This window comes from Alkalimonas amylolytica (assembly GCF_900107845.1).
Lineage (GTDB): Bacteria > Pseudomonadota > Gammaproteobacteria > Enterobacterales > Alteromonadaceae > Alkalimonas > Alkalimonas amylolytica.
The window spans coordinates 303,689-325,206 of sequence record NZ_FNRM01000005.1; the positions used below are offsets into that span (position 1 = coordinate 303,689).

17 protein-coding genes are annotated in these 21,518 nt (G+C 54.0%); 11 read left to right on the plus strand and 6 right to left on the minus strand.

Translation table 11 applies throughout. The features are described from left to right. Positions 1 to 3: 3 nt before the first annotated feature. Positions 4 to 3,978, plus strand: a complete 3,975-nt coding sequence (locus BLW37_RS11780) for an alpha-1,6-glucosidase domain-containing protein (RefSeq protein ID WP_091343093.1) — start codon at positions 4 to 6, stop codon at positions 3,976 to 3,978. A 120-nt stretch (positions 3,979 to 4,098) separates the two neighbouring features. Next, a complete protein-coding gene (locus BLW37_RS11785) occupies positions 4,099 to 4,392 on the plus strand; it encodes a hypothetical protein (RefSeq protein ID WP_091343095.1) in 294 nt (97 codons plus the stop codon). Positions 4,393 to 4,468: 76 nt separating this feature from the next. Here BLW37_RS11785 and BLW37_RS11790 read toward each other — a convergent pair whose 3' ends face one another. Beyond that, positions 4,469 to 5,791 carry a DUF4397 domain-containing protein gene (locus tag BLW37_RS11790; RefSeq protein ID WP_091343097.1) on the minus strand — a complete coding sequence of 441 codons (1,323 nt, stop codon included), beginning with the start codon at positions 5,789 to 5,791 and terminating at the stop codon, positions 4,469 to 4,471. A 298-nt stretch (positions 5,792 to 6,089) separates the two neighbouring features. Between BLW37_RS11790 and BLW37_RS11795 the strand changes: the two genes are divergently transcribed. The 3 genes from BLW37_RS11795 (at position 6,090) to BLW37_RS11805 (ending at position 11,197) form a co-directional block, all read left to right on the plus strand. After that, complete coding sequence (locus BLW37_RS11795) at positions 6,090 to 8,000, plus strand: alpha-amylase family protein (RefSeq protein ID WP_091343099.1); 1,911 nt, start codon at positions 6,090 to 6,092, stop codon at positions 7,998 to 8,000. A gap of 3 nt (positions 8,001 to 8,003) precedes the next feature. Further along, positions 8,004 to 10,439 (plus strand): glycoside hydrolase family 31 protein, encoded by a 2,436-nt coding sequence (locus BLW37_RS11800; protein WP_245785718.1) that lies wholly within the window; start codon positions 8,004 to 8,006, stop codon positions 10,437 to 10,439. Positions 10,440 to 10,753: 314 nt separating this feature from the next. After that, positions 10,754 to 11,197, plus strand: a complete 444-nt coding sequence (locus BLW37_RS11805; protein ID WP_091343103.1) for a YybH family protein — start codon at positions 10,754 to 10,756, stop codon at positions 11,195 to 11,197. 15 nt (positions 11,198 to 11,212) lie between these two features. Here the strand turns inward: BLW37_RS11805 and BLW37_RS11810 are convergent, their stop codons facing one another. Next, complete coding sequence (locus BLW37_RS11810) at positions 11,213 to 11,551, minus strand: tRNA-binding protein (RefSeq protein ID WP_091343105.1); 339 nt, start codon at positions 11,549 to 11,551, stop codon at positions 11,213 to 11,215. A gap of 129 nt (positions 11,552 to 11,680) precedes the next feature. Between BLW37_RS11810 and BLW37_RS11815 the strand changes: the two genes are divergently transcribed. After that, entirely contained in the window at positions 11,681 to 13,186 is a 1,506-nt protein-coding gene (locus tag BLW37_RS11815) for an MFS transporter (protein ID WP_091343107.1), read from the plus strand. 3 nt (positions 13,187 to 13,189) lie between these two features. Next, positions 13,190 to 14,920, plus strand: a complete 1,731-nt coding sequence (locus BLW37_RS11820) for an alpha-amylase family glycosyl hydrolase (protein WP_091343109.1) — start codon at positions 13,190 to 13,192, stop codon at positions 14,918 to 14,920. 52 nt (positions 14,921 to 14,972) lie between these two features. Here BLW37_RS11820 and BLW37_RS11825 read toward each other — a convergent pair whose 3' ends face one another. From BLW37_RS11825 to BLW37_RS11835, 3 genes are all read right to left on the minus strand, one after another. Further along, the gene (locus BLW37_RS11825) at positions 14,973 to 15,215 is read right to left on the minus strand and encodes an EexN family lipoprotein (RefSeq protein ID WP_139243708.1); all 243 of its coding nucleotides are present in this window, start codon (positions 15,213 to 15,215) and stop codon (positions 14,973 to 14,975) included. Between the two features lies 1 nt (position 15,216). Continuing rightward, positions 15,217 to 16,251, minus strand: a complete 1,035-nt coding sequence (locus BLW37_RS11830; RefSeq protein WP_091343113.1) for a LacI family DNA-binding transcriptional regulator — start codon at positions 16,249 to 16,251, stop codon at positions 15,217 to 15,219. A gap of 156 nt (positions 16,252 to 16,407) precedes the next feature. After that, positions 16,408 to 17,457 carry a S66 peptidase family protein gene (locus BLW37_RS11835; protein ID WP_091343115.1) on the minus strand — a complete coding sequence of 350 codons (1,050 nt, stop codon included), beginning with the start codon at positions 17,455 to 17,457 and terminating at the stop codon, positions 16,408 to 16,410. A 201-nt stretch (positions 17,458 to 17,658) separates the two neighbouring features. Between BLW37_RS11835 and BLW37_RS11840 the strand changes: the two genes are divergently transcribed. Genes BLW37_RS11840 through BLW37_RS11855 form a run of 4 tightly spaced genes read left to right on the plus strand, consistent with a single transcriptional unit; the run spans position 17,659 to position 20,814 of the window. Further along, positions 17,659 to 18,516 carry a MipA/OmpV family protein gene (locus tag BLW37_RS11840; RefSeq protein WP_091343117.1) on the plus strand — a complete coding sequence of 286 codons (858 nt, stop codon included), beginning with the start codon at positions 17,659 to 17,661 and terminating at the stop codon, positions 18,514 to 18,516. Then, positions 18,516 to 18,902, plus strand: coding sequence for a DUF3019 domain-containing protein (locus BLW37_RS11845; protein ID WP_139243709.1), 387 nt, complete (start codon positions 18,516 to 18,518; stop codon positions 18,900 to 18,902). The genes BLW37_RS11840 and BLW37_RS11845 overlap by 1 nt, the downstream gene beginning before the upstream one ends. Next, entirely contained in the window at positions 18,902 to 19,597 is a 696-nt protein-coding gene (locus BLW37_RS11850) for a winged helix-turn-helix domain-containing protein (protein ID WP_091343120.1), read from the plus strand. The genes BLW37_RS11845 and BLW37_RS11850 overlap by 1 nt, the downstream gene beginning before the upstream one ends. Beyond that, a complete protein-coding gene (locus BLW37_RS11855) occupies positions 19,597 to 20,814 on the plus strand; it encodes an ATP-binding protein (RefSeq protein WP_091343122.1) in 1,218 nt (405 codons plus the stop codon). The genes BLW37_RS11850 and BLW37_RS11855 overlap by 1 nt, the downstream gene beginning before the upstream one ends. Here BLW37_RS11855 and BLW37_RS11860 read toward each other — a convergent pair. After that, positions 20,803 to 21,477 carry a DUF3334 family protein gene (locus BLW37_RS11860; RefSeq protein WP_091343123.1) on the minus strand — a complete coding sequence of 225 codons (675 nt, stop codon included), beginning with the start codon at positions 21,475 to 21,477 and terminating at the stop codon, positions 20,803 to 20,805. The two genes, BLW37_RS11855 and BLW37_RS11860, sit on opposite strands and share 12 nt — an antisense overlap. Positions 21,478 to 21,518 lie beyond the last annotated feature (41 nt).

Consider the following 21,518-nt stretch of genomic DNA (forward strand, 5'->3'; position numbering starts at 1 on the left):
AAAATGTCTAGTATGAAACAATGCCTGAAGCTTGGTGCCAGTGCGCTGCTGTTGCTGTTGCTCAGTGCCTGCGGTGGCGATTCCACCGAGCAGGGCCAGGTCCTGTTAACCTGTGCTGTACCGCAAATTCCGAATCAGGCCGGCACGGCCTGTATTGATCCACCGCCAATCCAGTGCCCTGCACCCACAGTGCCGGATGCGATGAATGAAAGTTGCGTGGTGGGGGCGGATCCCAATGCACCGGACCCGGTCATTTTCCCGAATGAAAACCAGGCGGTGCTGTTTTACAAAAGGCCGCAGGACGGCAACTACGATGGCTGGCGGCTGCACACCTGGAACAACGATGCCTGCGATGCCTATCAACCAGTGTCGATAGCCCCCTCCTGGGACAATGGTCTGCCGATTTCCGGCATCGATCCCAACTACGGTGCCTACTGGTTGCTGGAGCTGAAAGAGGGCTATGCCGGTACCGAAGGCGCCTGCGGTAACTTCATCATCCACATTGGCACCGAAGACTCCGGTAAAGAGATGGGCGGTGGTGATTTCACCATGCCGTTATCGCAAGACGACCCGGATTTTGCCCGCATGAACTGGACCTTCTCCGGGATAGCTTCGGTGTTTGAATACCCCTTGCTGTCGTTGGGTATCAGTGTGCAGGGGGCGGCGGCACACTGGATCGATCAGCATACTTTGATCTGGAATGCCGATGTCTGGGCCGCCAACCGGGTACGCTTGTTTCACGATGCAGAGGCTGGCATTCAGGTGCTGGATGAGGATTTGACTGGCCAGTCCATTGAGCTGGTGCCGGTTGATTTAACCGAGGCACAGCGGGCGCTGGTGCCGCATCTGGCGGAGCAGCCTGCTTTTATGCTGGATGTAGACAGAGCTAAGGCGCAGCAACTGGTGCGTCAGCAGCTGGCGTTAGCGGCTTACAACGATGAAGGCGAGTTGCTGAGCGCCACCTGGGTGCAGGCGGCTAAGGTGCTGGACGATCTCTATGCCTATGGCGAGAACAGTGCCCTGTCGGCCCAGTTGGGTATTCATTACGAGGCGGGCAGCATCCATACCGCGGTCTGGGCGCCCACCGCCCATGAAGTGCGCTTGCAGGTTTACAATGCAGCGAAAAACCTGCAAGACAGCGTGCTGATGGATTACGACAGCGAGACCGGCGTCTGGTCGTACAGCGCTGCTCGTGACGAGCTGGACCGCTTGTTTTACCGTTTTCAGGTCACGGCCTATCATCCGTTGACCCGTGAAGTCGAGGTGATGGAAGCGACCGATCCTTACTCGCTGAATGTCTCAATGAATGGCCGTTTCAGTCAGTTTGTCGATCTGAGCGATGATGATTTTAAGCCGGAAGGCTGGGATGAGCGTCAAGTGCCTGTGGTGCAGCACCCGGAAGACATTGTGATTTACGAAGGTCATATCCGTGATTTTAGTATCCGCGATATGAGTACCCGGGCCGGCTGGCGCGGCAAGTACCTGGCTTTTACCGAAGACGACTCGGCGCCGGTGCAGCATTTGCGGCGTTTGGCCGAGGCGGGCGTCACCCACTTCCATGTGCTGCCCGCCACCGATCAGGCCAATATCAACGAGGATGTCAGTCAACGGGTGGAAATCACCGATACCGTCGGCCGCTTGTGTCAACTGAATCCGCAGGCACCGGTCTGTGGCGTTGAAAGCAACAGCGCCACCATCATCTCGGTACTGGAAAGCTACCTGCCCTATGAAACCAAAGCTCAGGCGCTGGTGCAGTCGATGCGGCATCTGGATGGCTTTAACTGGGGCTATGATCCACACCACTTCATTGCACCGGAAGGCAGCTTTGCCACCGCAGTGGAAGGACCGGCCCGGGTGCGGGAAGTGCGGGCCATGATCCAGGCTTTGAATGAGATGGGACTTAGGGTAGCGCTGGATGTGGTCTACAACCATACCAGTTCGTCCGGCCTGTTTGATAAGTCGGTATTCGACAAAATAGTGCCGGGCTACTACCACCGCTACAACGAAAGCACCGGGGTGATTGAACGCTCGACCTGCTGTGAGAACACTGCCACCGAGCACCGCATGATGGATAAGTTTATCCGCGACTCGTTGGTGATCCTGGCTCGGGACTTCGGCTACAACGATTTTCGTTTCGACATCATGGGCCATCACCGTAAAGAAGATATTCTGGCGGCCCGTGAGGCGGTGCGCGCTGTTGATCCAGATACTTACTTCTACGGTGAGGGCTGGAACTTTGGCGAAGTGGCCAACAATCGCCTGTTCACCCAGGCCAAGCAGCAGGATATGGCAGGCACAGCGGTCGGCACTTTCAATGATCGTATCCGGGAAGGGGTGCGCAGTGCGGCGCTGTTTAAATCGGAGTTGAGTGACTCGGATCGCAGCGAGCTGGACATCATCCGGGTTAGTCTGGCGGCTACCTTAAAAGACTATGTGTTGCTGACGCACCGGGGCAGTTCGGGCCCGGCATCCAGCTTAAACTGGAACGGTCAGCCAGCCGGCTATGCCGAAATGCCAGCCGATATCATCAATTATGTTTCCAAACACGACAACGAAACCCTGTGGGATCAGTTGCAATACCGGCTGGATGAGCAGATGTCTGCAGCGGATCGGGTACGGGCGCAGAATATCTCCATTGCCATCCCGTTGATGAGCCAGGGCATTCCTTTCCTGCAAATGGGTGGTGATTTCCTGCGCTCTAAGTCGATGGACAGAGACAGCTACGATGCCGGTGATTGGTTCAATTACGTCGACTTTAGCTTCCAGAGCAACAACTGGGCGGTTGGCTTGCCATTGGCAGAAAAAAATGAAGGCAACTGGGATGCCATTGCCCGTTTGTTTTTAAACCCCAATACCGCAGTGCAGCCGGAGGATATTTCCTTTGCTGCTGAAGTCTTTAACGAGTTCCTGCGCATTCGCAGCCAGCATCCGCTGTTCCGCTTGCGGACCGCCGGGGATGTGATGGCCCGGCTTGGCTTTCACAATGTGGGCAGCAACCAGACGCCCGGTTTGATTGTGATGAGCATCGACGATGGGCTGGGTCTGGCCGATCTGGATCCAACCATCGATGCGCTGGTGGTGGTGATCAACGGCAATGCCCAGGAAGTAGCGCACAGCATCCCAACCGCAACCGGTTTTGATTTGCACCCGATCCAGCAGGCTTCGGTCGATAGCCGGGTCCGTTCGGCCTATTTCCAGCAAGGACATGATGAAGGCACTTTTGTGGTCCCGGCCCGCACCATGGCGGTCTTTATTAAACCACAGCATGGCGCGCAGGGTGAAGGTTTGTCGGCCGATGCGACGACGGGTGCACCGGATATCCCTCCTTATGAAGCCACCAGTGTCTTTGTGCGAGGCAGCTTAAATGGCTGGAGTACCGACGATGAGATGCTGTACGAAGGTGGCAATGTCTATGCGCTGGAGCGTTATCTGGAAGCGGGCGACTATGAGTTCAAAGTGGCTTCATCCGACTGGAGCACAGTGGACTTTGGCGGCGGTGCCGATGGTGCCGACGTGGTGCTCGGCAGCAACAAGACGCTGGCACGTCAGGGTGCCAACTTGCGGCTGGCCATCGCAACTGCCGGAACCTATCGCTTTAGCCTGAATGCTGGCAATCCGGAAGCCCCGGTGCTGTTGGTGGAAGAGAAGCGGCCTTATGGGGCGACTACCATCTACCTGCGTGGCAGCTTAAATGGCTGGAGCACGGAGACACCGTTCAGCTATATCGGCGGGGACCGCTATCAGGTCAGCATGACACTGGAGGCACAAAACTACGAGTTTAAGTTTGCCGATGCCGATTGGGCCGACATCAATTACGGTGCCGGTGATGACGGCGGTGCCATGGAACTGGGGGTGGGTAAAGCGCTGGTATTTAACGGCGGCAACCTGAACCTGACTTTCCCGGCAGCCGGTGACTACACCTTTACCATCGATGCCAGCGAGCCAACGGCACCGGTGCTAAAGGTCACGGCCAATTAACGAAGCCTTTCCTGGCGTTTCGGGGACCTTTGGGTCCCCTTTTTTATCAACCTGCATCACCTTTCAGCTTTGCTATACTGCTAAGTCCGAAACTAAGTCCGTAACTGTTGGAGCATAGCTATGAGAGTCTGGTATTTCGTGTTGTTTGTAAGCCTGCCTGTGCTGGCTGGTCAGCCTCAAACCACCCAGTGCACCCGTGGCGACTCGATACGGGTGATTGAAGTGGTTTACCCGGATGGTGGCGAGTTACCCTGTGAAGTGCGCTATACCCGTGATGGCGAGCAGCAGGTAGTGTGGCGAGCCCGAAATGAAGCGGGCTATTGCGAGCAAAAAGCGGCGGATTTTGTGGCAAAGCAGCGCGGCTGGGGGTATCAGTGCACCTTGTTGACACAAAGTCGCGAAGTGACCAACTGAAGATTGGCTGTCTTGCCGTGATTGGAAGGCAGGAGACCGCTCTTATGGTGGTCTCCTGTTGCATCAGAGGGGGCGCTTAATGGCTCAGCCGCAATGTCACATCATTCGGGCTAGCAGGGTCGTGCTCTAAAGTAATGACGTAGTGTTGACCTTGCTGCAGGGTCATGGGTGCCGTTTTCTCCAGTAATAGCTCATTGCCCTGGCTGGTGATGGCGGTGAGAGCCAGTGAGATTTGGCTGGAGGGTATCCGGATCTGCTGTTGTTTGCCAATAGCCAGTTTCTGGACTTTGTAGTGGGCGCTGTGAATGGTTTCATCCGCCTGGACAAAATAGAGGTTTAATTCATCGAAGGTTGCATTCAGGTTAACTACCGTGACATCGTGCTGGTGTTGTTGCGGCCGGTTGGGTTCGATGTACTGCAGATTCCTGGCTGCACCTGTCCTGTCCTGAAATAAGACCACAACTTTGCTTTGCCCTTGCTGCAAGCTAAGTAGTTGATTTTGAATAATTGAGTTGCCTTCCATATCCTGCACAGTAAGCTGGTAATCGCCTTGTGGCAGCAGGGTATAATCACTAAGCTCCGCTTGTGCTAATTCTTGCAGTGGCTCCTGATCCAGCAGTACCTGAACAGGCTGCATGCTGTTAAACAAGCGGAATTGGGCAGGTGCTAAGCGATGTTGTAGTTGCTCGGTGGCACTGGAGTTTAATACTACATCGATCACCAGTTGATCCGCCAGCGGGCCAGGCAGGTCACGTATGATCAGGCTGTAGGTACTATTGTATTGAAAATGGAAATTTTGGCTTTGGAACTCTACGTGCTGTTGTCCCGGTTTCGTCAGGTGCAGGCTGTAATAACCCCGTGCCAGCTTGTCATTTGGGTATGCTACTTCGAACGGACTGAGGGTTTCCAGCAGTTCAGCTTCAGATAAAGTCTTATCTGCTTTTACCAGATGGATATCCAACTCAGGAAACTGCTGCGACAGATTGGTCAGCGTTAGCATAAACTGCTGTTCCAGACTGACGTTGCGGTCAAACTCAACCGCCAGTAACTCAGGTTCTCCAGCCTGCTCGGTCAGAATCATTAAATGCTTGTAGCCAGCGGTCAGGGCTATACTGGCTTTTAGCAGTTGTTGTTGGCTCTGAGCTGAGGTTAGGCTGAACTCATGCTCAGTTGCATCCAGCGTACGTAAACTGGAAGCTTGCCCCAAATTAAGCTGGCTGGGCTGGTGATGATTCACCTGCAGTTGCACCGGCTCCTGGCTGGTGGCGCCATGATAAAACTGCAGGTAGCTTTGTGCATAGTTGGTTTCATCATCATCTTTATCGGAACTGCTGCCACAAGCAGTCAAACCGGACAAAAGACTCAGACTCAAAGCGATAACACGAAATTGCGTCAACATGGTGAAATACCTATCTGGTTAGTAACCGCCAGAGCCTACTCAGTATTGGCCTGCTACAGAAGCCTTGTTGTCAAAACAACACAATTGATTACAGTGGGTTACACTTAATGCTGGGCGTAGCCCTGAGGGATGGTTGTTCCACTTTATGCAACCGAGAGCCATGGCAGAGTGGCCGAGCTGCTTAGTTGTGGGACGTGAACAGTGCATACGTATTCAGTGCAAAAAGTGCGGATCTGCCACAAAGAAGTGCGTAAGTTTATGGTCAGGCATTTTTCATTGTATGCGGGAGAGCAGAGCAATGCAGTTTAAAACATCCTTATTGGCGCTGGCAGCCAGTGCGGCCTTAGTGGCTTGCCAACCAGCCACTCAACACGAGCCGCACACAGCGGCCGCCAAATCAGAAGTAGAACCGGCTGCAGAACCCATATCGAAAGAAGGCAAGGCGGTGGTGTATCAGGTCTTTACCCGGCTGTTTGGCAACACCAACACCACCAACAAGCCCTGGGGCACGCTGGAAGAAAACGGCGTCGGCAAATTCAGCGATTTTACCGATGAAGCCCTGGCAGGTATTAAAGAGCTGGGTGTGACCCACGTCTGGTACACCGGGGTACCACACCATGCCGTGATCCGCGACTACACCGCCTATGGCATTTCGCTGGACGACCCCGATGTGGTGAAGGGCCGGGCGGGTTCGCCTTATGCGGTGAAAGACTATTACAACGTCAGTCCGGATCTGGCCGATGATCCGGCCAATCGCTTGCAGGAGTTCCAAGCCCTGATTGCCCGTACCCATGCTCATGGCATGAAGGTGCTGATTGATATTGTGCCCAATCATGTGGCGCGAAATTACCAGTCCATCAGCCGTCCGGAAGGGGTTGCCGATTTTGGTGCTCACGACGACACCAGCGTAGCCTATGCCCGCGACAACAATTTTTACTACATTCCGGGTGAGGCTTTTCAGGTACCGGCATGGCCCGAGGATTATCGGCCACTTGGCGGTGAGCCGCACCCGCTGGCCGATGGCCAGTTTGACGAATACCCGGCCAAATGGACTGGCAACGGCTCGCGCTCTGCCCAGCCGGACTTTGACGACTGGTACGAAACGGTCAAAATCAACTTTGGCGTGCGCCCCGATGGCAGTTACGACTTTGATACCCTGCCGGCGGAATACGCACAAAAAAACATCGAAGACCATTACACCTTCTGGCAGGGCCGGGATGTACCGGACTCCTGGGAAAAGTTCCGTGACATCGTGCTGTACTGGATCGACATGGGCGTCGATGGTTTTCGTTACGACATGGCCGAAATGGTGCCGGTCGAATTCTGGAGTTACCTGAACTCCCATATCAAGCAGGTCAATCCCGATGCCTTCTTACTGGCCGAAGTGTATCAGCCGCATCTGTACCGCGATTATCTGCATCTGGGCCGGATGGATTACCTGTACGACAAAGTCGAGTTTTACGACAACCTGAAGTGGGCGATGCAAGGTCATGGCAGCACCGATGCCTTGGTGGAGGTGCAGGACAGCATGGCCGATATTGAGCACCATATGCTGCACTTTTTGGAAAACCACGATGAGCAGCGCATTGCCAGCCTGGAATTTGCTGGCGACGCCCGCTTAGGGATGCCCGCCATGCTGATTTCAGCCACCATCAGCACCTCACCGACCATGCTGTACTTTGGCCAGGAAGTCGGCGAAGCGGCCAGCGAAGATGCCGGTTTTGGCAAGGCCAGCCGCACCACCATTTTTGATTACTGGGGGGTGCCGGCTCATCAGCGCTGGATGAACGACGGCAAATTTGACGGCGGCGCTCTGACCGATGCCGAGCGGCAGCTGCGTGATTTCTATGTGCGCTTGATGCGCTTTAGTGCCGAGCAACCGGCGATGAACGGTCACTACGCTGAAATCCATCGTGCCAACCGGGCCACCACTGAGCATTACGACGACAAGCTGTTGTCTTTCTTGCGCTGGACCGATGAGCAGAAATTACTGATTGTTGCCAACGTACGGGATGCTGCTTACCCGCCGATGAACTTGCAGATCCCGGCGGAACAAATTGCGGCCTGGGGCCTGACCGATGGCAGGTACACCCTGACGGAACAACTCTATGGTGAGCTGTCGGTGCCACTGACGGTGGCAAACGGGGTAGGTACTGTGTCATTGACGCTGGCGCCTTTGGCATCCCTGATCCTGCAACTGGAGCACTAAGCAATGCTACAGACGATGCAATGTACCATGCGTTTGCTGCTGGTCGGTTTCCTGGTGGCTGCCAGCTGGCTGCTGTCAGCGCAAACATTGGACTACCAAAGCCATCAGCTGACGGATGAGGGCCTGCTGATCCAGACCAGCGAAGGTCAGTTGACGCTGCGCTTCCATCAGCCGGCGGTGGTGGAAGTGTTTTATCAAAACGAGGGCGTGAAACAATTGCCGTCTTTTACGCTGCCACCGCAGCCTCAGTTGCTGGCGGCTGGGCTGGAAACTCAGGGTGAGGTGCTGTATTACGGCACTGATGCGCTGACGGTACGTGTTGCGACCAAGCCGCTGCGGCTAAGCTTTCTGCGCGATGGCGAGGTCTTTCTGGCCGAAGAGCAGGGGCTTTTTGTGCACGAAACCCTGCGCGGTTTTCGCTTTCAGCTAAAACCGGATGAAAAGCTGCTGGGCGCAGGACAACGGGTGCTTGGCATGGATCGGCGTGGCCACCGGCTGCCGCTGTACAACAAAGCGCACTATGGTTACACCACCGAGTCCGAGCAAATGTACTTCAGCATTCCGGGCGTGATTTCCAGTCACAACTACCTGCTGTTGTTTGATAATTCGGCCAGTGGTTTTATTGATTTGGGCAAAACCGAAGCCGATGTGCTGCAATTTGAAGCTGTCGCTGGCCGCACCGGATACATCGTCGCTGCCGGTGACAGCCATCAGGATACGTTGCAACAGTATTTGCAGGCCAGTGGCATGCCGCCATTGCCACCGCGCTGGGCGCTTGGCAACTACGCCTCTCGCTTTGGCTATCGTACCGAGCAGGAAGCCCGCGATACCGTACAGCGTTTCGTCGATAAGGGTTTTCCGCTCGATGCCATCGTACTGGACCTGTTCTGGTTTGGCCCCGATATTCAGGGCCATATGGGCAATCTTGCCTGGGATAAAGATGCTTTCCCCAATCCGGAGCAGATGATTGCCGATTTTCGTGAGCTGGGCGTGAAAACGGTGCTGATCACCGAGCCCTTTATGCTGACCAGCTCCAACCGCTGGCAAGAAGCGGTGCGTGAGGATGTGCTGGCGCTCAATCTGGCCGGCAAGCCCAGAACTTTTGATTTTTATTTTGGCAACACCGGCCTGATTGATGTGTTTAAACCTGAGGCGGCTGAGTGGTTCTGGCAAATTTACCATGGCCTGATGCAGCAGGGCGTAGCTGGCTGGTGGGGCGATCTGGGCGAGCCGGAAGTGCACCCGCACGATGCCATCCACCGTCTGCCGCAAGGCACAGCGACTGCCGATGAGATTCACAATGCCTATGGCCATGAGTGGGCCAAACTGGTATTTGAGCGCCATGTCCGCGATTACCCGACGCTTAGGCCCTTTATCATGATGCGCTCCGGCGCACCGGGCTCGCAGCGCTACGGCATGATCCCCTGGACCGGCGATGTCGATCGCAGCTGGGATGGCCTGAAACCTCAAGTGGAGCTGGCACTGCAAATGAGCCTGTTCGGCTTTGGCTACATTCATTCCGATCTGGGCGGTTTTGCCGGCGGTGAGACCTTTGATGCCGAAATGTACACCCGCTGGATGCAGTTTGGGGTCTTTCAACCGGTGTACCGACCGCATGCGCAGGAGCACATCGCGCCCGAGCCGGTGTTCCACGATGGCACCACCCAGCGCATCAGCCGCGACTTTATCAACTTGCGCTACCGGTTAACACCGTACAACTATACCCTGGCCTATCAGCACAGCACCCGCGGCCTGCCGTTGATGCGCCCGCTGTTCTGGCTGGAGCCGGACAACCCGGACTACCTGGCAGAGAAAAACAGCTATCTGTGGGGCGATGCCTTTTTGGTGGCACCGGTCACCAAGCCTGGTGTTGCCAGCTGGACAGTCAATGCACCGGCCGGTGTCTGGTTTGATTTCTTTGCTGGCACCGCCTATCAAGGGGGGCAAAAGCTGGAAGTGCCGGTGACGCTGGAAACCATTCCTGTGTTGGTCAAAGCAGGGTCCTTTGTGCCGATGATAGCGCCGCTGCAAAGTCTGGATCACTACAGCACCGAGCAACTGGAACTGCACTACTGGCACCATGCCAGTGTGGGGCAGAGTGAAGGTGAGCTGTACGATGACGATGGCCATAGCCGCACCAGTTTAGCGGATGGCGCTTTTGAGTTGCTGCAGTTTCAGGCCCACAATCAGCAGGATCAGCAGCTGAACGTCAGCCTGATCCGGCAGGGTGACTTCCCCGGCATGCCGGCAGCGCGCCAGTTGATGCTGGTGGTGCATCAGGCCCCGGCGCACTGGCAGCAGGTGCAGTTAGGCGAGCAGCGCTTTAACGTGCAACCCGAAGCGCTGGCCGAAGGCGAAACCGGTGCCTGGCGCAACCAGGATGGCGCCATCGTGGTGCAATTTAGCTGGCAGCAGGATACTCAGCTGCAACTGCGTTAACAGCGATTTCTCCCAAAAAAACCAGCACAGTGGTAGGGTGCTGGTTTTTTCTTTACCAGTTTCGCAGCTGGCTGCGCGGCTACAGCAGTAAATTCAGCTCAAACAGCAACTTTTGCAAGCTTTGCCGGCTGTCCATTAATAGCAACAGCTCGACTTGGTGTTGCTGCTCGTTGACAGAGTAAAACAGCAGGTTGTGTCCATCCAGTCGCCTTGTGACATCTGCTTACACCTTTTCACCACTCTTTTCTGTCGTTTTTGTCGAAATACGACATCCTTAACCGACTAGCCTAAAAAGCAGTTCACAGGAGAGCGTGATGACCGATCAAGACCATGCGAAACAGATACGGCAGTTGATAGACGGCTGGAGCCAGGCGGTAGCCCGTAAAGATGTCGGAGCCATTATGCAGTTTTACAGCCCGCCACTTCGAGCTTTTGATGCGATTGGCCCGTTGCAGTTTCAAAGCCGTGATGCCTACCAACAGCACTGGCAGCACTGCATGACTTTCTGCCCTGGTGAGTTTCGTTTTGAAGTGCACCAGCTGGACGTGCAGGCCGATAACGAACTGGCCTTTTGCCATTTTCTGAATTATGGCGGTGGCACCGACAGCGAAGGGCAATTGCATTTGTGCTGGTTGCGCTGCACCCAGTGCTGGCAGCTGCAGCCCGATGGCTGGAAAATTATCCACGAGCATTTCTCAGTACCGGTTGATATGAAGTCCGGTAAGGGCCAATTTGACTTGAAGCCGGATGGGCTCTGAGGTGCTTGGGCCTGCTCAGCCCAGCTTAGCGCCATTGGGGATATCCTGCTCTGGGATCGCCAGTACCACGGCGCCATCCGGCCGGTAAAAGCCGCAAATCAGGCATTCGGAGCGAAACGGACCAATCTGACGCGGCGGGAAGTTCACTACCCCAAGTACCTGGCGCCCTAACAAGTGCTCAGGTTGATACAGGGCTGTGAGTTGGGCGCTGGATTTTTTGATGCCGACGTCCTCGCCAAAATCGACCCGGAGCTTGTAAGCCGGTTTGCGCGCTTCGGGAAAGGGTTGCACCTCGATAATGGTGCCTACCCTAAGCTCAACTTGTTCAAAATCATCCCATGTGATGACCTTCATCCTGCCTCCTGTTTGACCGTCATGCACCATGGATGTGACGGTTTCATGCATTTGAATACGTATTCATCTTGTTGTTGCACCATAATAGGGTTATCAAAGACAGATCAACAGCGGTATTAGAGAATAACCATGCAACAGCAAAAACCTGATCTTAGTTTTTGGCAAATCTGGAATATGTGCCTGGGCTTTTTTGGCATTCAGTTTGGCTTTGCTCTGCAAAACGGCAATGTCAGCCGGATTTTCCAGACACTGGGTGCCGAGATGGACCAAATCGCCATCCTGTGGGTGGCAGCACCGCTAACCTGTTTATTGGTGCAACCCATCGTCGGCCATTTTAGCGATAAAACCTGGACAAAGTTAGGCCGGCGCCGGCCCTTCTTCCTGTATGGCGCCATTGCCACCACCCTGGCGCTGGTCTTTATGCCGAACTCGCCGCATTTGTGGGTAGCGGCCATGATGCTGTGGATTTTGGATGCCGCCATTAACGTTACCATGGAGCCATTCCGGGCTTTTGTTGGCGATAACCTGAATAAAAAGCAGCGTCCGCAGGGCTTTGCCATGCAAAGCTTCTTTATTGGCGTGGGGGCCGTTGTTGCTTCGGCGCTGCCCTGGATGATGACCAACTGGTTTGGCGTGTCCAACATGGCGCCGGAAGGCATGATCCCGGATTCTGTCGTCTACTCCTTCTACGCCGGTGGTGTGGTGCTGTTCCTGGCGGTAGGCTGGACCATTTTGCGCAGCAAAGAGTACAGCCCGGATCAGCTGGCCGCTTTTGAAGCGGCCGAGCAACAGGCCAACCCGGTCGAGGTGGAAGTGGTGAAGGTGCGAGACAACTACTGGGCCAGCGGCGCTGCGGCCGTGGTGATTGGTGTGCTGTTCTGGGGTTTTGTTTACCTGCAACAGCTGGATCAAAACCTGTATTTGCTGGGCGCCCTGATTGCTTCCTTCGGTGTGTTGCAATGGCTGACCAGCTGGTTTAAGCAGCAGCAAAACCGCAATATGCTGGTGCAAATTATCGATGACCTGTACGCCATGCCGGGCACCATGAAACAGTTGGCCGTGGTGCAGTTTTTCTCCTGGTTCCCACTTTTTGCCATGTGGATTTACACCACGGCAGCGGTTACCAGCCATCATTATGGCACCACCGATACGACGTCGCTGGCTTACAACACCGGGGCCGACTGGGTTGGTGTTTTATTCGCGGTCTACAACGGTTTTGCGGCGCTTGCTGCGCTGATTATTCCCTGGCTGGCACGGCGCATAACCACTCAGCGCACTCACAGCATTAATCTGACCTGTGGCGCCCTGGGGCTGTTTTCCTTCTTCTGGATCCAGGACCCTGCCTTGTTGTGGTTGCCGATGATTGGTATTGGCATTGCCTGGGCTTCTATCCTGTCTTTGCCCTACGCCATGCTGTCGAACAGCCTGCCGGCGCACAAAATGGGCATTTACATGGGCATCTTCAACATCTTTATCGTATTGCCGCAGCTGCTGGCAGCCGCCATTTTGGGCAGCATGCTGAAGTACTTTTTCGGCGGTGAAGCCATCTATGCCCTGGCACTGGGCGGCGTCAGTTATCTGATTGCTGCTGTTTATGTGCTTTTTGTTCGAACCAGCAAAACAGTAAAAGGATAAGTGATGCAACTGAATCCCTGGTTATCTAGCACCCTTAAGGCCGCAGGTCTGGCGGCAGCTCTGACAGCGATGACTGCCTGTCAGCCGGCGACCGAGTCGGCCTATCAAACCCCTGTTGCTGTGCCTGCCACACAGACCGAAGCCCCCTGGTGGGATGATGCGGTCTTCTATCAAATCTGGCCACGCAGCTTTTACGATACCACCGGCGATGGTCATGGTGATTTTAATGGCATGACCGCCAAGCTGCCCTATTTATCCGAGCTTGGTATTGATGCCATCTGGCTGACGCCAATGTTTGAAGCGCCGTCTTACCATGGTTATGACTTTACCGAGTTTTATCAGGTGGAGTCGGATTATGGCACCATGGCCGACTTCGAGCGCTTTTTGCAACAAGCTGAAGAGCGCGGTATCCGGGTGATTCTGGATTTGGTGATCAACCACATTTCCCGTGAGCACCGGTGGTTTCAGCAGTCAGCTCAACGCATTGAGCCGTACAGCGATTACTTTATCTGGCGGGAAAGCCTGCCAGAAACCGGCAAAGGCTGGGGCCATGCCTGGTCGGACAACGACATGCCGGAAGCGGTCTGGCATTTTGATGAAACCCGGGGGGAATATTACTACGCTGCCTTTGGTGCCACCCAGCCAGATCTGAATCTGGAGCATCCGGATGTGATTGAAGAAATGAAACGGATGGCCAAATTCTGGCTGGATAAAGGCGTCGATGGCTTCCGGCTGGATGCGGTGCGCTTTGTGATTGAGCGGGGCCCGCAGGGTCAGGCCGACTTGCCCGAGACCATCGATTATTGGAAAGACTTCAATGCCTTTGTCAAAAGCGTGAACCCCGAGGCCTACTTAGTGGGCGAAGCCTGGGTTGATATCCCGATTGCGGCCAAATACTGGGGCGATGGCAAAGGGCTGGATCAGGGTTTTGACTTTGAGTTTGGTTACATTGTCTTGGATATGTTGCAGCAGGGGCTGGCTACCGAAGCTCAGTTTGGCACCATGAGCCAGCAGTCAGGTCAGGCATCAGACGGCGAGCTGCATCCGTTGGCGCAGAATGTGCAGCGCCGCTTGGAGTCGGGCGCACCGCTGGCCTTTTTTACGCCGTTTCTAACCAATCACGATCAGGACAGAGTCGGCTTCCAACTGCAGGAAAGCCAGGCCAGAGCCAAACAGGCGGCGGCCTTATTGTTTAGCTCGCCAGGGACTAAGTACATCTACTACGGTGAAGAAATTGGCATGACGCAGCAGCAAAGCGGCCATGATGTGTATAAGCGGGCGCCGATGCTGTGGGATCAAAGTCACCAGGCAGGTTTTACTAAGGCAGAGCTCAGCTGGGTGCAGCAAAACGAACTCTTTACCCAGGCCTTTGACCCTTGGTGGCCTGACTTTCTAGCCAGGCAACTGGCGGCGGGCGATCGCACGGTAGCGGCGCAACGCGCTCAGCCGGATTCATTGTGGCAACTGCACCGTTTATTGATAGCCATGCAAAAGCAGCGGCCGGAAATGCGTTTGGCAGGCAGTTATCAGGTGCAGTCACCGCAGCAGGGCATCCTGACGGTGACGCGTGAGCTGGGCGAGCAACGCACGGTGTTTGTGCTGAATCTGGCTGGTGAAATGGCTGATATTGCCGCGGTGTTGGCAGAGCACAGTGGCTTGGCCATGAGTTGGGGCTTTGATTTGGATGGTAGCCTGTTGGCTACCGATGGCTTGTTGATTTTGCAGTCGAGGTAGCAAAGCAGATACCAGGGTTGCGTCTGCCTGGCGCAGCCCTGGCTCTTGCATGCTAATTACCGAGCAGTTTATCCAGTTCTTTTTTCGCATCATCCAGCAGTTGCTGCTGGGCTTTCTTGGCATTATTGCACTTGGCAATATTGGTGCTCTCTCCTTTTAGCCGAAGCTCGGCACATTCCAGCATGACCTTTGCCAGTAGCTCAGGATCCTTGGCCAGTTTATCAGCGGATGGAGCTCCGCTACAGGCCAGCAATAGCAGACTGGAACTCAGTAACAGGCTTGTTTTTTTCATCATCTTATCCTTTTGATGCCGTGCCGCAGGAGGTGCGGATCACAATTTTCGGTTCAATCTGATTGGTCTCGATCGGTTGGTTGTTCACCAGGCGTAGCAGGTTCTCCACCAGCATCTCACCCGCCAGGCTGGTATCCTGTTGAATGGTGCTAAGCGGCGGCGTGGTATAGGACGCTACCGGAATATCATCAAAGCCCATCACGGCAATATTGTCAGGGATGCGAAGCCCTTGTTGCTGAATACCTTGCATCACGCCGATGGCGATTAAATCGCTGGCACAAAAAATAGCATCTACCGGCTGGCCGCTTTCCAATAAATTGTGCACTGCCAGTTGACCAGCCTGCTCGGTGGAAATGGCGTTGTATTGCAAAATAGCTGCGCGATCAATACCAGCATCTTGCAAGGCATCACAAAAACCAAGGAAACGTTGATTAAACTCCGGGCTACCGGCCGAGGCATTGCCAATAAAAGCGAAGCGCTTGTGGCCCAAAGCCAGTAAATGCTCACCAGCCAAGCGGCCGCCCTGACGGTTGTTGCTGCGAATGGTAAAGTCCGGATGACCTTCAACATCGGCTCCCCAGCAGACAAAGTGGGTTTCCTGCGCCAGCAGCTTGTTCAGCTTTTCTTCGTAATCTTCATAATCACCATAACCAAGTAAAATAATGCCATCGGCTTTTTTGGTATCTTCGTAGTCGGCGTGCCAGTCATCGCTCAGCTGCTGAAAAGACACCAGTAAGTCCTGCCCCCGCTGGGCACAGGCCCGGGTAATGCTGCCGAGCATGGATAAAAAGAATGGGTTGATCAGCGACTCGTCGGTGGTTGGGTCTTCAAACAACAACAAAGCGAGAGTGCTGCTGCGTTGTTTGCGCAAATTACTGGCATTTTTGTCCACTTTGTAATTTAGCTGGCGGGCAATGGCATGCACCTTATCCCTGGTCTCTTTATTGACCTGAGGACTGTTACGCAAGGCTCGTGATACCGTGGATTGCGATACACCAGCCAGGTAAGCAATATCAAAGGATGTGGCTTTTTCTTTCATGGATTACGCTCAACTGTAGCTCGTTTCTGTGGTGCAATAGCAACGAGTCAGACAAAGAAAGATACTGGAGCGACAACGACTTAAAAAGGCCTTTGCAGACACCTGCTTCCTATCATAGTCGGAAGCAGGTTGGGATTCAAATGCTGAAGTACACGGCTAGTGGCTTTGGAAGACCGGTTCCAGCAAACGGAAGCTGCCGGCATCGGCATCCATTTCGGCTGCGGCACCTACAGGAACAATAAACTGTCGCGGTATATGGCCAATCATAGCGCCGTTGTAGGCCGGTATATTCAGCGGCAGGATGTAATCGTCCAGAATGTCGTCCAGTGTAAGGCTGCCCCAGCCACCACCAGGTTCACAACGGGCGCAATCCCCAAAGATAAAGCCACTGATTTGCGCTAACGCGCCACTTAAACGCAGAGTGCTGAGCATTCGATCGATTTTGTAGGGGGGTTCATTGATGTCTTCTAAAAACAAAATCTTATTCTTAAAGCTCGGTAAGTAAGGTGTGCCTGCCAGAGAAGTTAACACTGTAAGATTGCCCCCAATGAGCTCACCACGGGCTTTGCCACCGCGAATGGTGTTGGTGCGGTTGTTGCGCACAATGATATCGTCTTCCGGTCGATGTTCATTGTTAAAAGTGATCAGCTCGCGCTGAAAAAAAAGCTGCTCAAATTGTTGTACATTGAACGCATGCCAGCGACTACTGCCATTGGGGCCATGAAAGGTTACAAGACCGGTTTTGGCGTGCAAGGCGTTATGAATGGCGGTAATGTCGGAGTAGCCCAGCACGATTTTAGGGTTTTGGCGTACCAGTTCGTAATCAATCAGCGGCAGAATGCGGGCAGCACCTGAACCGCCGCGCAGGCAAATCACGGCTTTAACTTCAGGATCAGCAAACATGGCATTGAAATCGGCTGCGCGGTCGGCGTCCTGCCCCGCCAGGTGACCATGACGGCTTTGAAAATGAGGCCCGGTTTTGACCTTAAAACCTAGTGCTTGCATCGATTCCACGGCAAACTGCGCCTCCATCCTGCCAGCAATGGCCGCTGAGGGACTGACCACCCCTATGGTATCGCCACGGTTAAGTGGTAATGGCAATAGTTTCCCCTTTGGGTTGACAGCACTGCTGGCCATGCCGGCACTGCTCATAAGAGGCAGTAAGGCGGAAGCAATGCCAAGTTTTAGAAAGCTACGTTTTTTCATCAAGCCGTCTCCATATCCAGGGGTTAATCCGCAGTCTAATACAATTTTTTATTACTGATCAAATTAGTGGCAGGAATTTTTTATTCAAGAGTCGAATTTCCGGCGCTCACTGGATGAAATTGTGAAACAATGTTAACTCTATTCTGCCAGCCCGCAAGCGGTGATAAACTGCACAAAGAAGAACTTTGAGATCAGCGCGCGATGAAAGTGTGGCAAGCCATTATTATTCTACTATTGATGCCAGCACTGGCCATTGCTGGTGGTCGTGGTGCTGTTGATGACGGTTATGTGGAGCAATCCAGTTGGCGTCTGGCCATGGCTGTTGGTTTTGGCCAGAGCTCCAGCCCTTTGTTCGATGCTCCTAATATGCCGCTCTATCTGCTGCCGGATATCAGCTATTATGGCAAGGTAGGCTTTTTTGACAATGGTATCCTTGGTGCCGGTCTCGATGTAACGCCACATTGGAGTGTCAGTCTTGTCAGTCGGCTTAACCCAGAGAAGGGCTACTTTTACCGCTGGCATGTCTCACGAATTCCTTCCTTCGAGCAAACTTTTTCCAGCATGCCGACCGTATCGATGGAGCCACGCTCGGCAGAGCAGCGGGTCTCTGTCAATGAGGTGAATCGGCGCCCTACCGCCTGGGATGGCGGGGTGCAACTCAATGCCTGGTTTGATGACTGGACGTTGCGTTTGAATGGCTGGACGGATATCAGCGGGAAGCATCATGGCCATGAACTCAGCGCAGTGGCTGGGCGGCATTATCAGACTGGCTGGGGGCTATGGCGTCTCAGTGCTGGGTTGTACTGGAAAAGTGAAAACCTGATGCAGCGCTATTATGGCCTGGCTGAGGATGAGCCCTTGCATCTGCCTCGTTATCAGCCGACCGCCAGTCTGCAGCCTGAGCTGGAACTTTCATGGTCTTTGCCACTTAGTGCTGGCTGGCGCCTGATGGCATTTTATCGATATCGTTGGTTGGACAGTGCTATGACTCAGAGTCCGCTGGTGCAACAGTCCTATCAACACAGTTGGTTTCTTGGTTGGAGCTATCGGTTTTTCTGATGATGGGATTAGTCGTTAAGACAGCATGGATGCTTTTATTGCCGCTGGCAGCAACGCCGGCTGAGCCTTGTGAAACTGATTTATGCTGGTCGGCCAGTCCGGTGTTGTGTATTGCCAGTGTACAGGGGGAGCGCTGCGAGGCAGAGTTAAAGGTGGTGTGGTCCAGTCCCGAGCCGGTTGATCTTTGTCTGTATCTGGCAGATGAAGCCCTCAGTTGCTGGCAGCAGCAACAGCAGGGGCAGTGGAGCTCTCATCTGATCTGGCCAGAGCAAGCCAGTTTAACATTGCGTGATACTGAAAAGGTATACCTGGATGAAATGCTGAAAACTGTCAGTCGTCAGCCGAAACGGCGCCGTCGACTGGTAGCGCCATGGAGTGTGTTTTGATGAGTAAAGTATTGTTGGTAGAAGATGATCTGCGGTTAGCGGAGCTGGTGCAAAGCTATTTGAGTCAGCATGGCTTTGTGGTGGAAGTACAAGGCCATGGCAATGAAGTAGCGGCCCACTGCCAACGTTTCAAGCCGGACTTAATCATACTCGATCTAATGCTGCCGGGGCTGGATGGTTTTGGCGTTTGTCGGCAGATCCGGCCTAGCTTTACTGGCCCGATTTTAATGCTGACTGCACGGCAAAGCGATATCGACCAAGTGCTTGGTTTAGAGCTCGGTGCAGATGATTACGTGATAAAACCGGTTGAGCCGCGGGTGTTGCTGGCCCGAATCCATGCCTTGTTACGACGACGCCAAGCTACTGAATCAGGACAGACGCATGAACTAAGCTTTGGTCAGTTGCAGTTAAAGCGCCGGGCCAGGGAGGCCTTTCTGGCAGGTGAGCGGGTTGATTTAACCAGTTATGAATTTGATTTGCTCTGGATGCTGGCGGCGCACGCTGGCCAGACGGTGCGACGGGAAGAAATTCATCAGCAAGTGATTGGCCGGCCATACGATGGGCTGGATCGTACTGTGGACGTGAGGGTGTCGCATTTGCGCAAAAAACTCAATGACAATACCGAAACGCCATTTCGGATCAAAACTGTTTGGGGCAAAGGCTACTTGTTCGTTGCGGATGCCTGGTCAGCCTGATGCAGCGTCTGTTCCTGCAGTTTTATCTGTTTTTGTTGGTGCTGTTGATTGCGCTGGGTTGGAGCATTGAGCAACTGTGGCAGCTTTGGTCCAAAGAGGAGTTACCTCCCTCGGTAGGCCTGTGGCAGCAGCAAATTGAACTTGTGATGCAACAGCCTGTTGGTGAGATGCCAGTTTTACTGGCTTTGCCAGCGCAGGTACTGCCATTGGATGGGGTGTCATTTCCGGCTGCAGAATGGCAGGCGCTGGAACAGGGCGAGGTGATCCCATTGTTTGGTCAGCAGAACGAATTGTACTTGTTTGCCAGACAACAGCAGCAGCTTTGGCAGTTTGGGCCTGTGCAGCTGGAAAGCCCTTCACCGCTCCGACTGTGGCTGACGTTGTTGTTCTTTGTGCTTTTAGGGATTGCAGTTGCGTTATGGCTTTGGCCTCTGGCACGGGATATTCGTCAGCTACAGCGTGATCTTAGTGTGGTTGGAAGAGGTAAGTCATCTCAGGTCAGCTTGCCCAGTTATTCGATGCTTGCACCCATTGCCGATAGTGTACAGCAAATGCAGGCGCAAATTCAGCGCTTATTGTCGCTGCAAAAAGAAATGACCCATGCGGTGTCGCATGAGCTGCGTACGCCCTTGGCTCGTTTGAGCTTTGCGCTGGAAATGGCCAGCCAACTCAGTGACCGGGAGCGGCAGCTGATGCAGCAGGATGTATTGGTGCTGCAGCGGCTGGTGGACGAAATGCTGGATTATGCCCGGCTGGAAGTAGCCATGCCACAATTACGGCCGGTGCCGGTGGACTTGACGGAGTTGCTGCAGAGCCTGCAGGAGCAGTTAGCGCTATTGCCTGGGCCCGCGATTGAACTGGCGGTACCTCAGCCTTGCTATTGCCGGGCAGATGGCCATTATCTGGAACGGGCGCTGGTCAATTTATTGCAAAATGCCAAAGGCTTTGCCCATAGCCGCATCCTGGTCACTGTGGAGCTGAAATCGAGCCAACTGTGGTTGCATGTCGATGACGATGGCCCGGGAGTACCAGATGCCTTACAGCAAGAAATTACCAAGCCCTTTCAGCGGCTGGATCAATCAAGAAGAGCGGGCACTGGCGGTTTTGGGCTTGGTTTGGCCATTGTGAGCCGTATTATGGAGTGGCACCAGGGGCGGCTGGCTATTGGCCAGAGCCCGCTGGGCGGAGCGCGGTTTAGTCTGGTGTTAAAGGCCTAGATCGCGCAGGAAGTCATCATCGACATCCGGACTGACTTGATCAGCTACTTCGTAACTGCCTTGCTTGGCATTTTCCAGGATGTCGTCCGGGTTTTCCTGTACTGCTTTTTCAAACTCATGCAGTTGGATAAACTCGGTTTTATCCATCGCCAGTTCCAGGTAGAAAATATTGTGCTCGGGGGTGCTGAATGTGACCCGTCTGGCCTGGGGCTGATCAAGCTGGGTATTGATGAGAATCTGTACCTGCTTGTTGATGGCCATCATTTTGGGTTGGCTTTGATTGATCGAGGTTTGCAAATCAAGACGTACTTTGTTGGTAAAGTCACCAACAATTTGGTTCATCAGCTCACCCATCACATTACCGACTTCGTCCGAGGTATGGAACTGCGCCAGCTCAGACTCAGGCATGCCCATGCTCATCATGTACTTGCGGTAGATTTCCATCGCGGCCTGAGAGGTAAAGTTAATCACCACCAAACCAGAAAAACCGCCATCAAATAATACAAAACATCCTAAGTCAGGCCGCAGGCAGGTTTTCTGAATTTTCTGCACCATGGGTGAGTAATTGACTTCGCGGTTACCTGCCGCTGCCAGTACGCCAGTAACCGATTGACACAAGGTCAGCAGAATATCTTCGGTGGCTACGATTTTACTTTTTTTCATGAAACGCCCTGTAACTGCTATGGTAGTATTTGCTTCAGTAT

Bases quoted from the DNA above. Each gene is read 5' to 3' on its own strand.
- BLW37_RS11785 (WP_091343095.1), top strand. From the start codon at position 4,099: ATGAGAGTCTGGTATTTCGTGTTGTTTGTAAGCCTGCCTGTGCTGGCT.
- BLW37_RS11780 (WP_091343093.1), top strand. From the start codon at position 4: ATGTCTAGTATGAAACAATGCCTGAAGCTTGGTGCCAGTGCGCTGCTG.
- BLW37_RS11855 (WP_091343122.1), top strand. From the start codon at position 19,597: ATGCAGCGTCTGTTCCTGCAGTTTTATCTGTTTTTGTTGGTGCTGTTG.
- BLW37_RS11795 (WP_091343099.1), top strand. From the start codon at position 6,090: ATGCAGTTTAAAACATCCTTATTGGCGCTGGCAGCCAGTGCGGCCTTA.
- BLW37_RS11840 (WP_091343117.1), top strand. From the start codon at position 17,659: ATGAAAGTGTGGCAAGCCATTATTATTCTACTATTGATGCCAGCACTG.
- BLW37_RS11820 (WP_091343109.1), top strand. From the start codon at position 13,190: ATGCAACTGAATCCCTGGTTATCTAGCACCCTTAAGGCCGCAGGTCTG.
- BLW37_RS11805 (WP_091343103.1), top strand. From the start codon at position 10,754: ATGACCGATCAAGACCATGCGAAACAGATACGGCAGTTGATAGACGGC.
- BLW37_RS11830 (WP_091343113.1), bottom strand. From the start codon at position 16,251: ATGAAAGAAAAAGCCACATCCTTTGATATTGCTTACCTGGCTGGTGTA.
- BLW37_RS11800 (WP_245785718.1), top strand. From the start codon at position 8,004: ATGCTACAGACGATGCAATGTACCATGCGTTTGCTGCTGGTCGGTTTC.
- BLW37_RS11835 (WP_091343115.1), bottom strand. From the start codon at position 17,457: ATGAAAAAACGTAGCTTTCTAAAACTTGGCATTGCTTCCGCCTTACTG.
- BLW37_RS11790 (WP_091343097.1), bottom strand. From the start codon at position 5,791: ATGTTGACGCAATTTCGTGTTATCGCTTTGAGTCTGAGTCTTTTGTCC.
- BLW37_RS11825 (WP_139243708.1), bottom strand. From the start codon at position 15,215: ATGATGAAAAAAACAAGCCTGTTACTGAGTTCCAGTCTGCTATTGCTG.
- BLW37_RS11815 (WP_091343107.1), top strand. From the start codon at position 11,681: ATGCAACAGCAAAAACCTGATCTTAGTTTTTGGCAAATCTGGAATATG.
- BLW37_RS11810 (WP_091343105.1), bottom strand. From the start codon at position 11,551: ATGAAGGTCATCACATGGGATGATTTTGAACAAGTTGAGCTTAGGGTA.
- BLW37_RS11860 (WP_091343123.1), bottom strand. From the start codon at position 21,477: ATGAAAAAAAGTAAAATCGTAGCCACCGAAGATATTCTGCTGACCTTG.
- BLW37_RS11845 (WP_139243709.1), top strand. From the start codon at position 18,516: ATGATGGGATTAGTCGTTAAGACAGCATGGATGCTTTTATTGCCGCTG.
- BLW37_RS11850 (WP_091343120.1), top strand. From the start codon at position 18,902: ATGAGTAAAGTATTGTTGGTAGAAGATGATCTGCGGTTAGCGGAGCTG.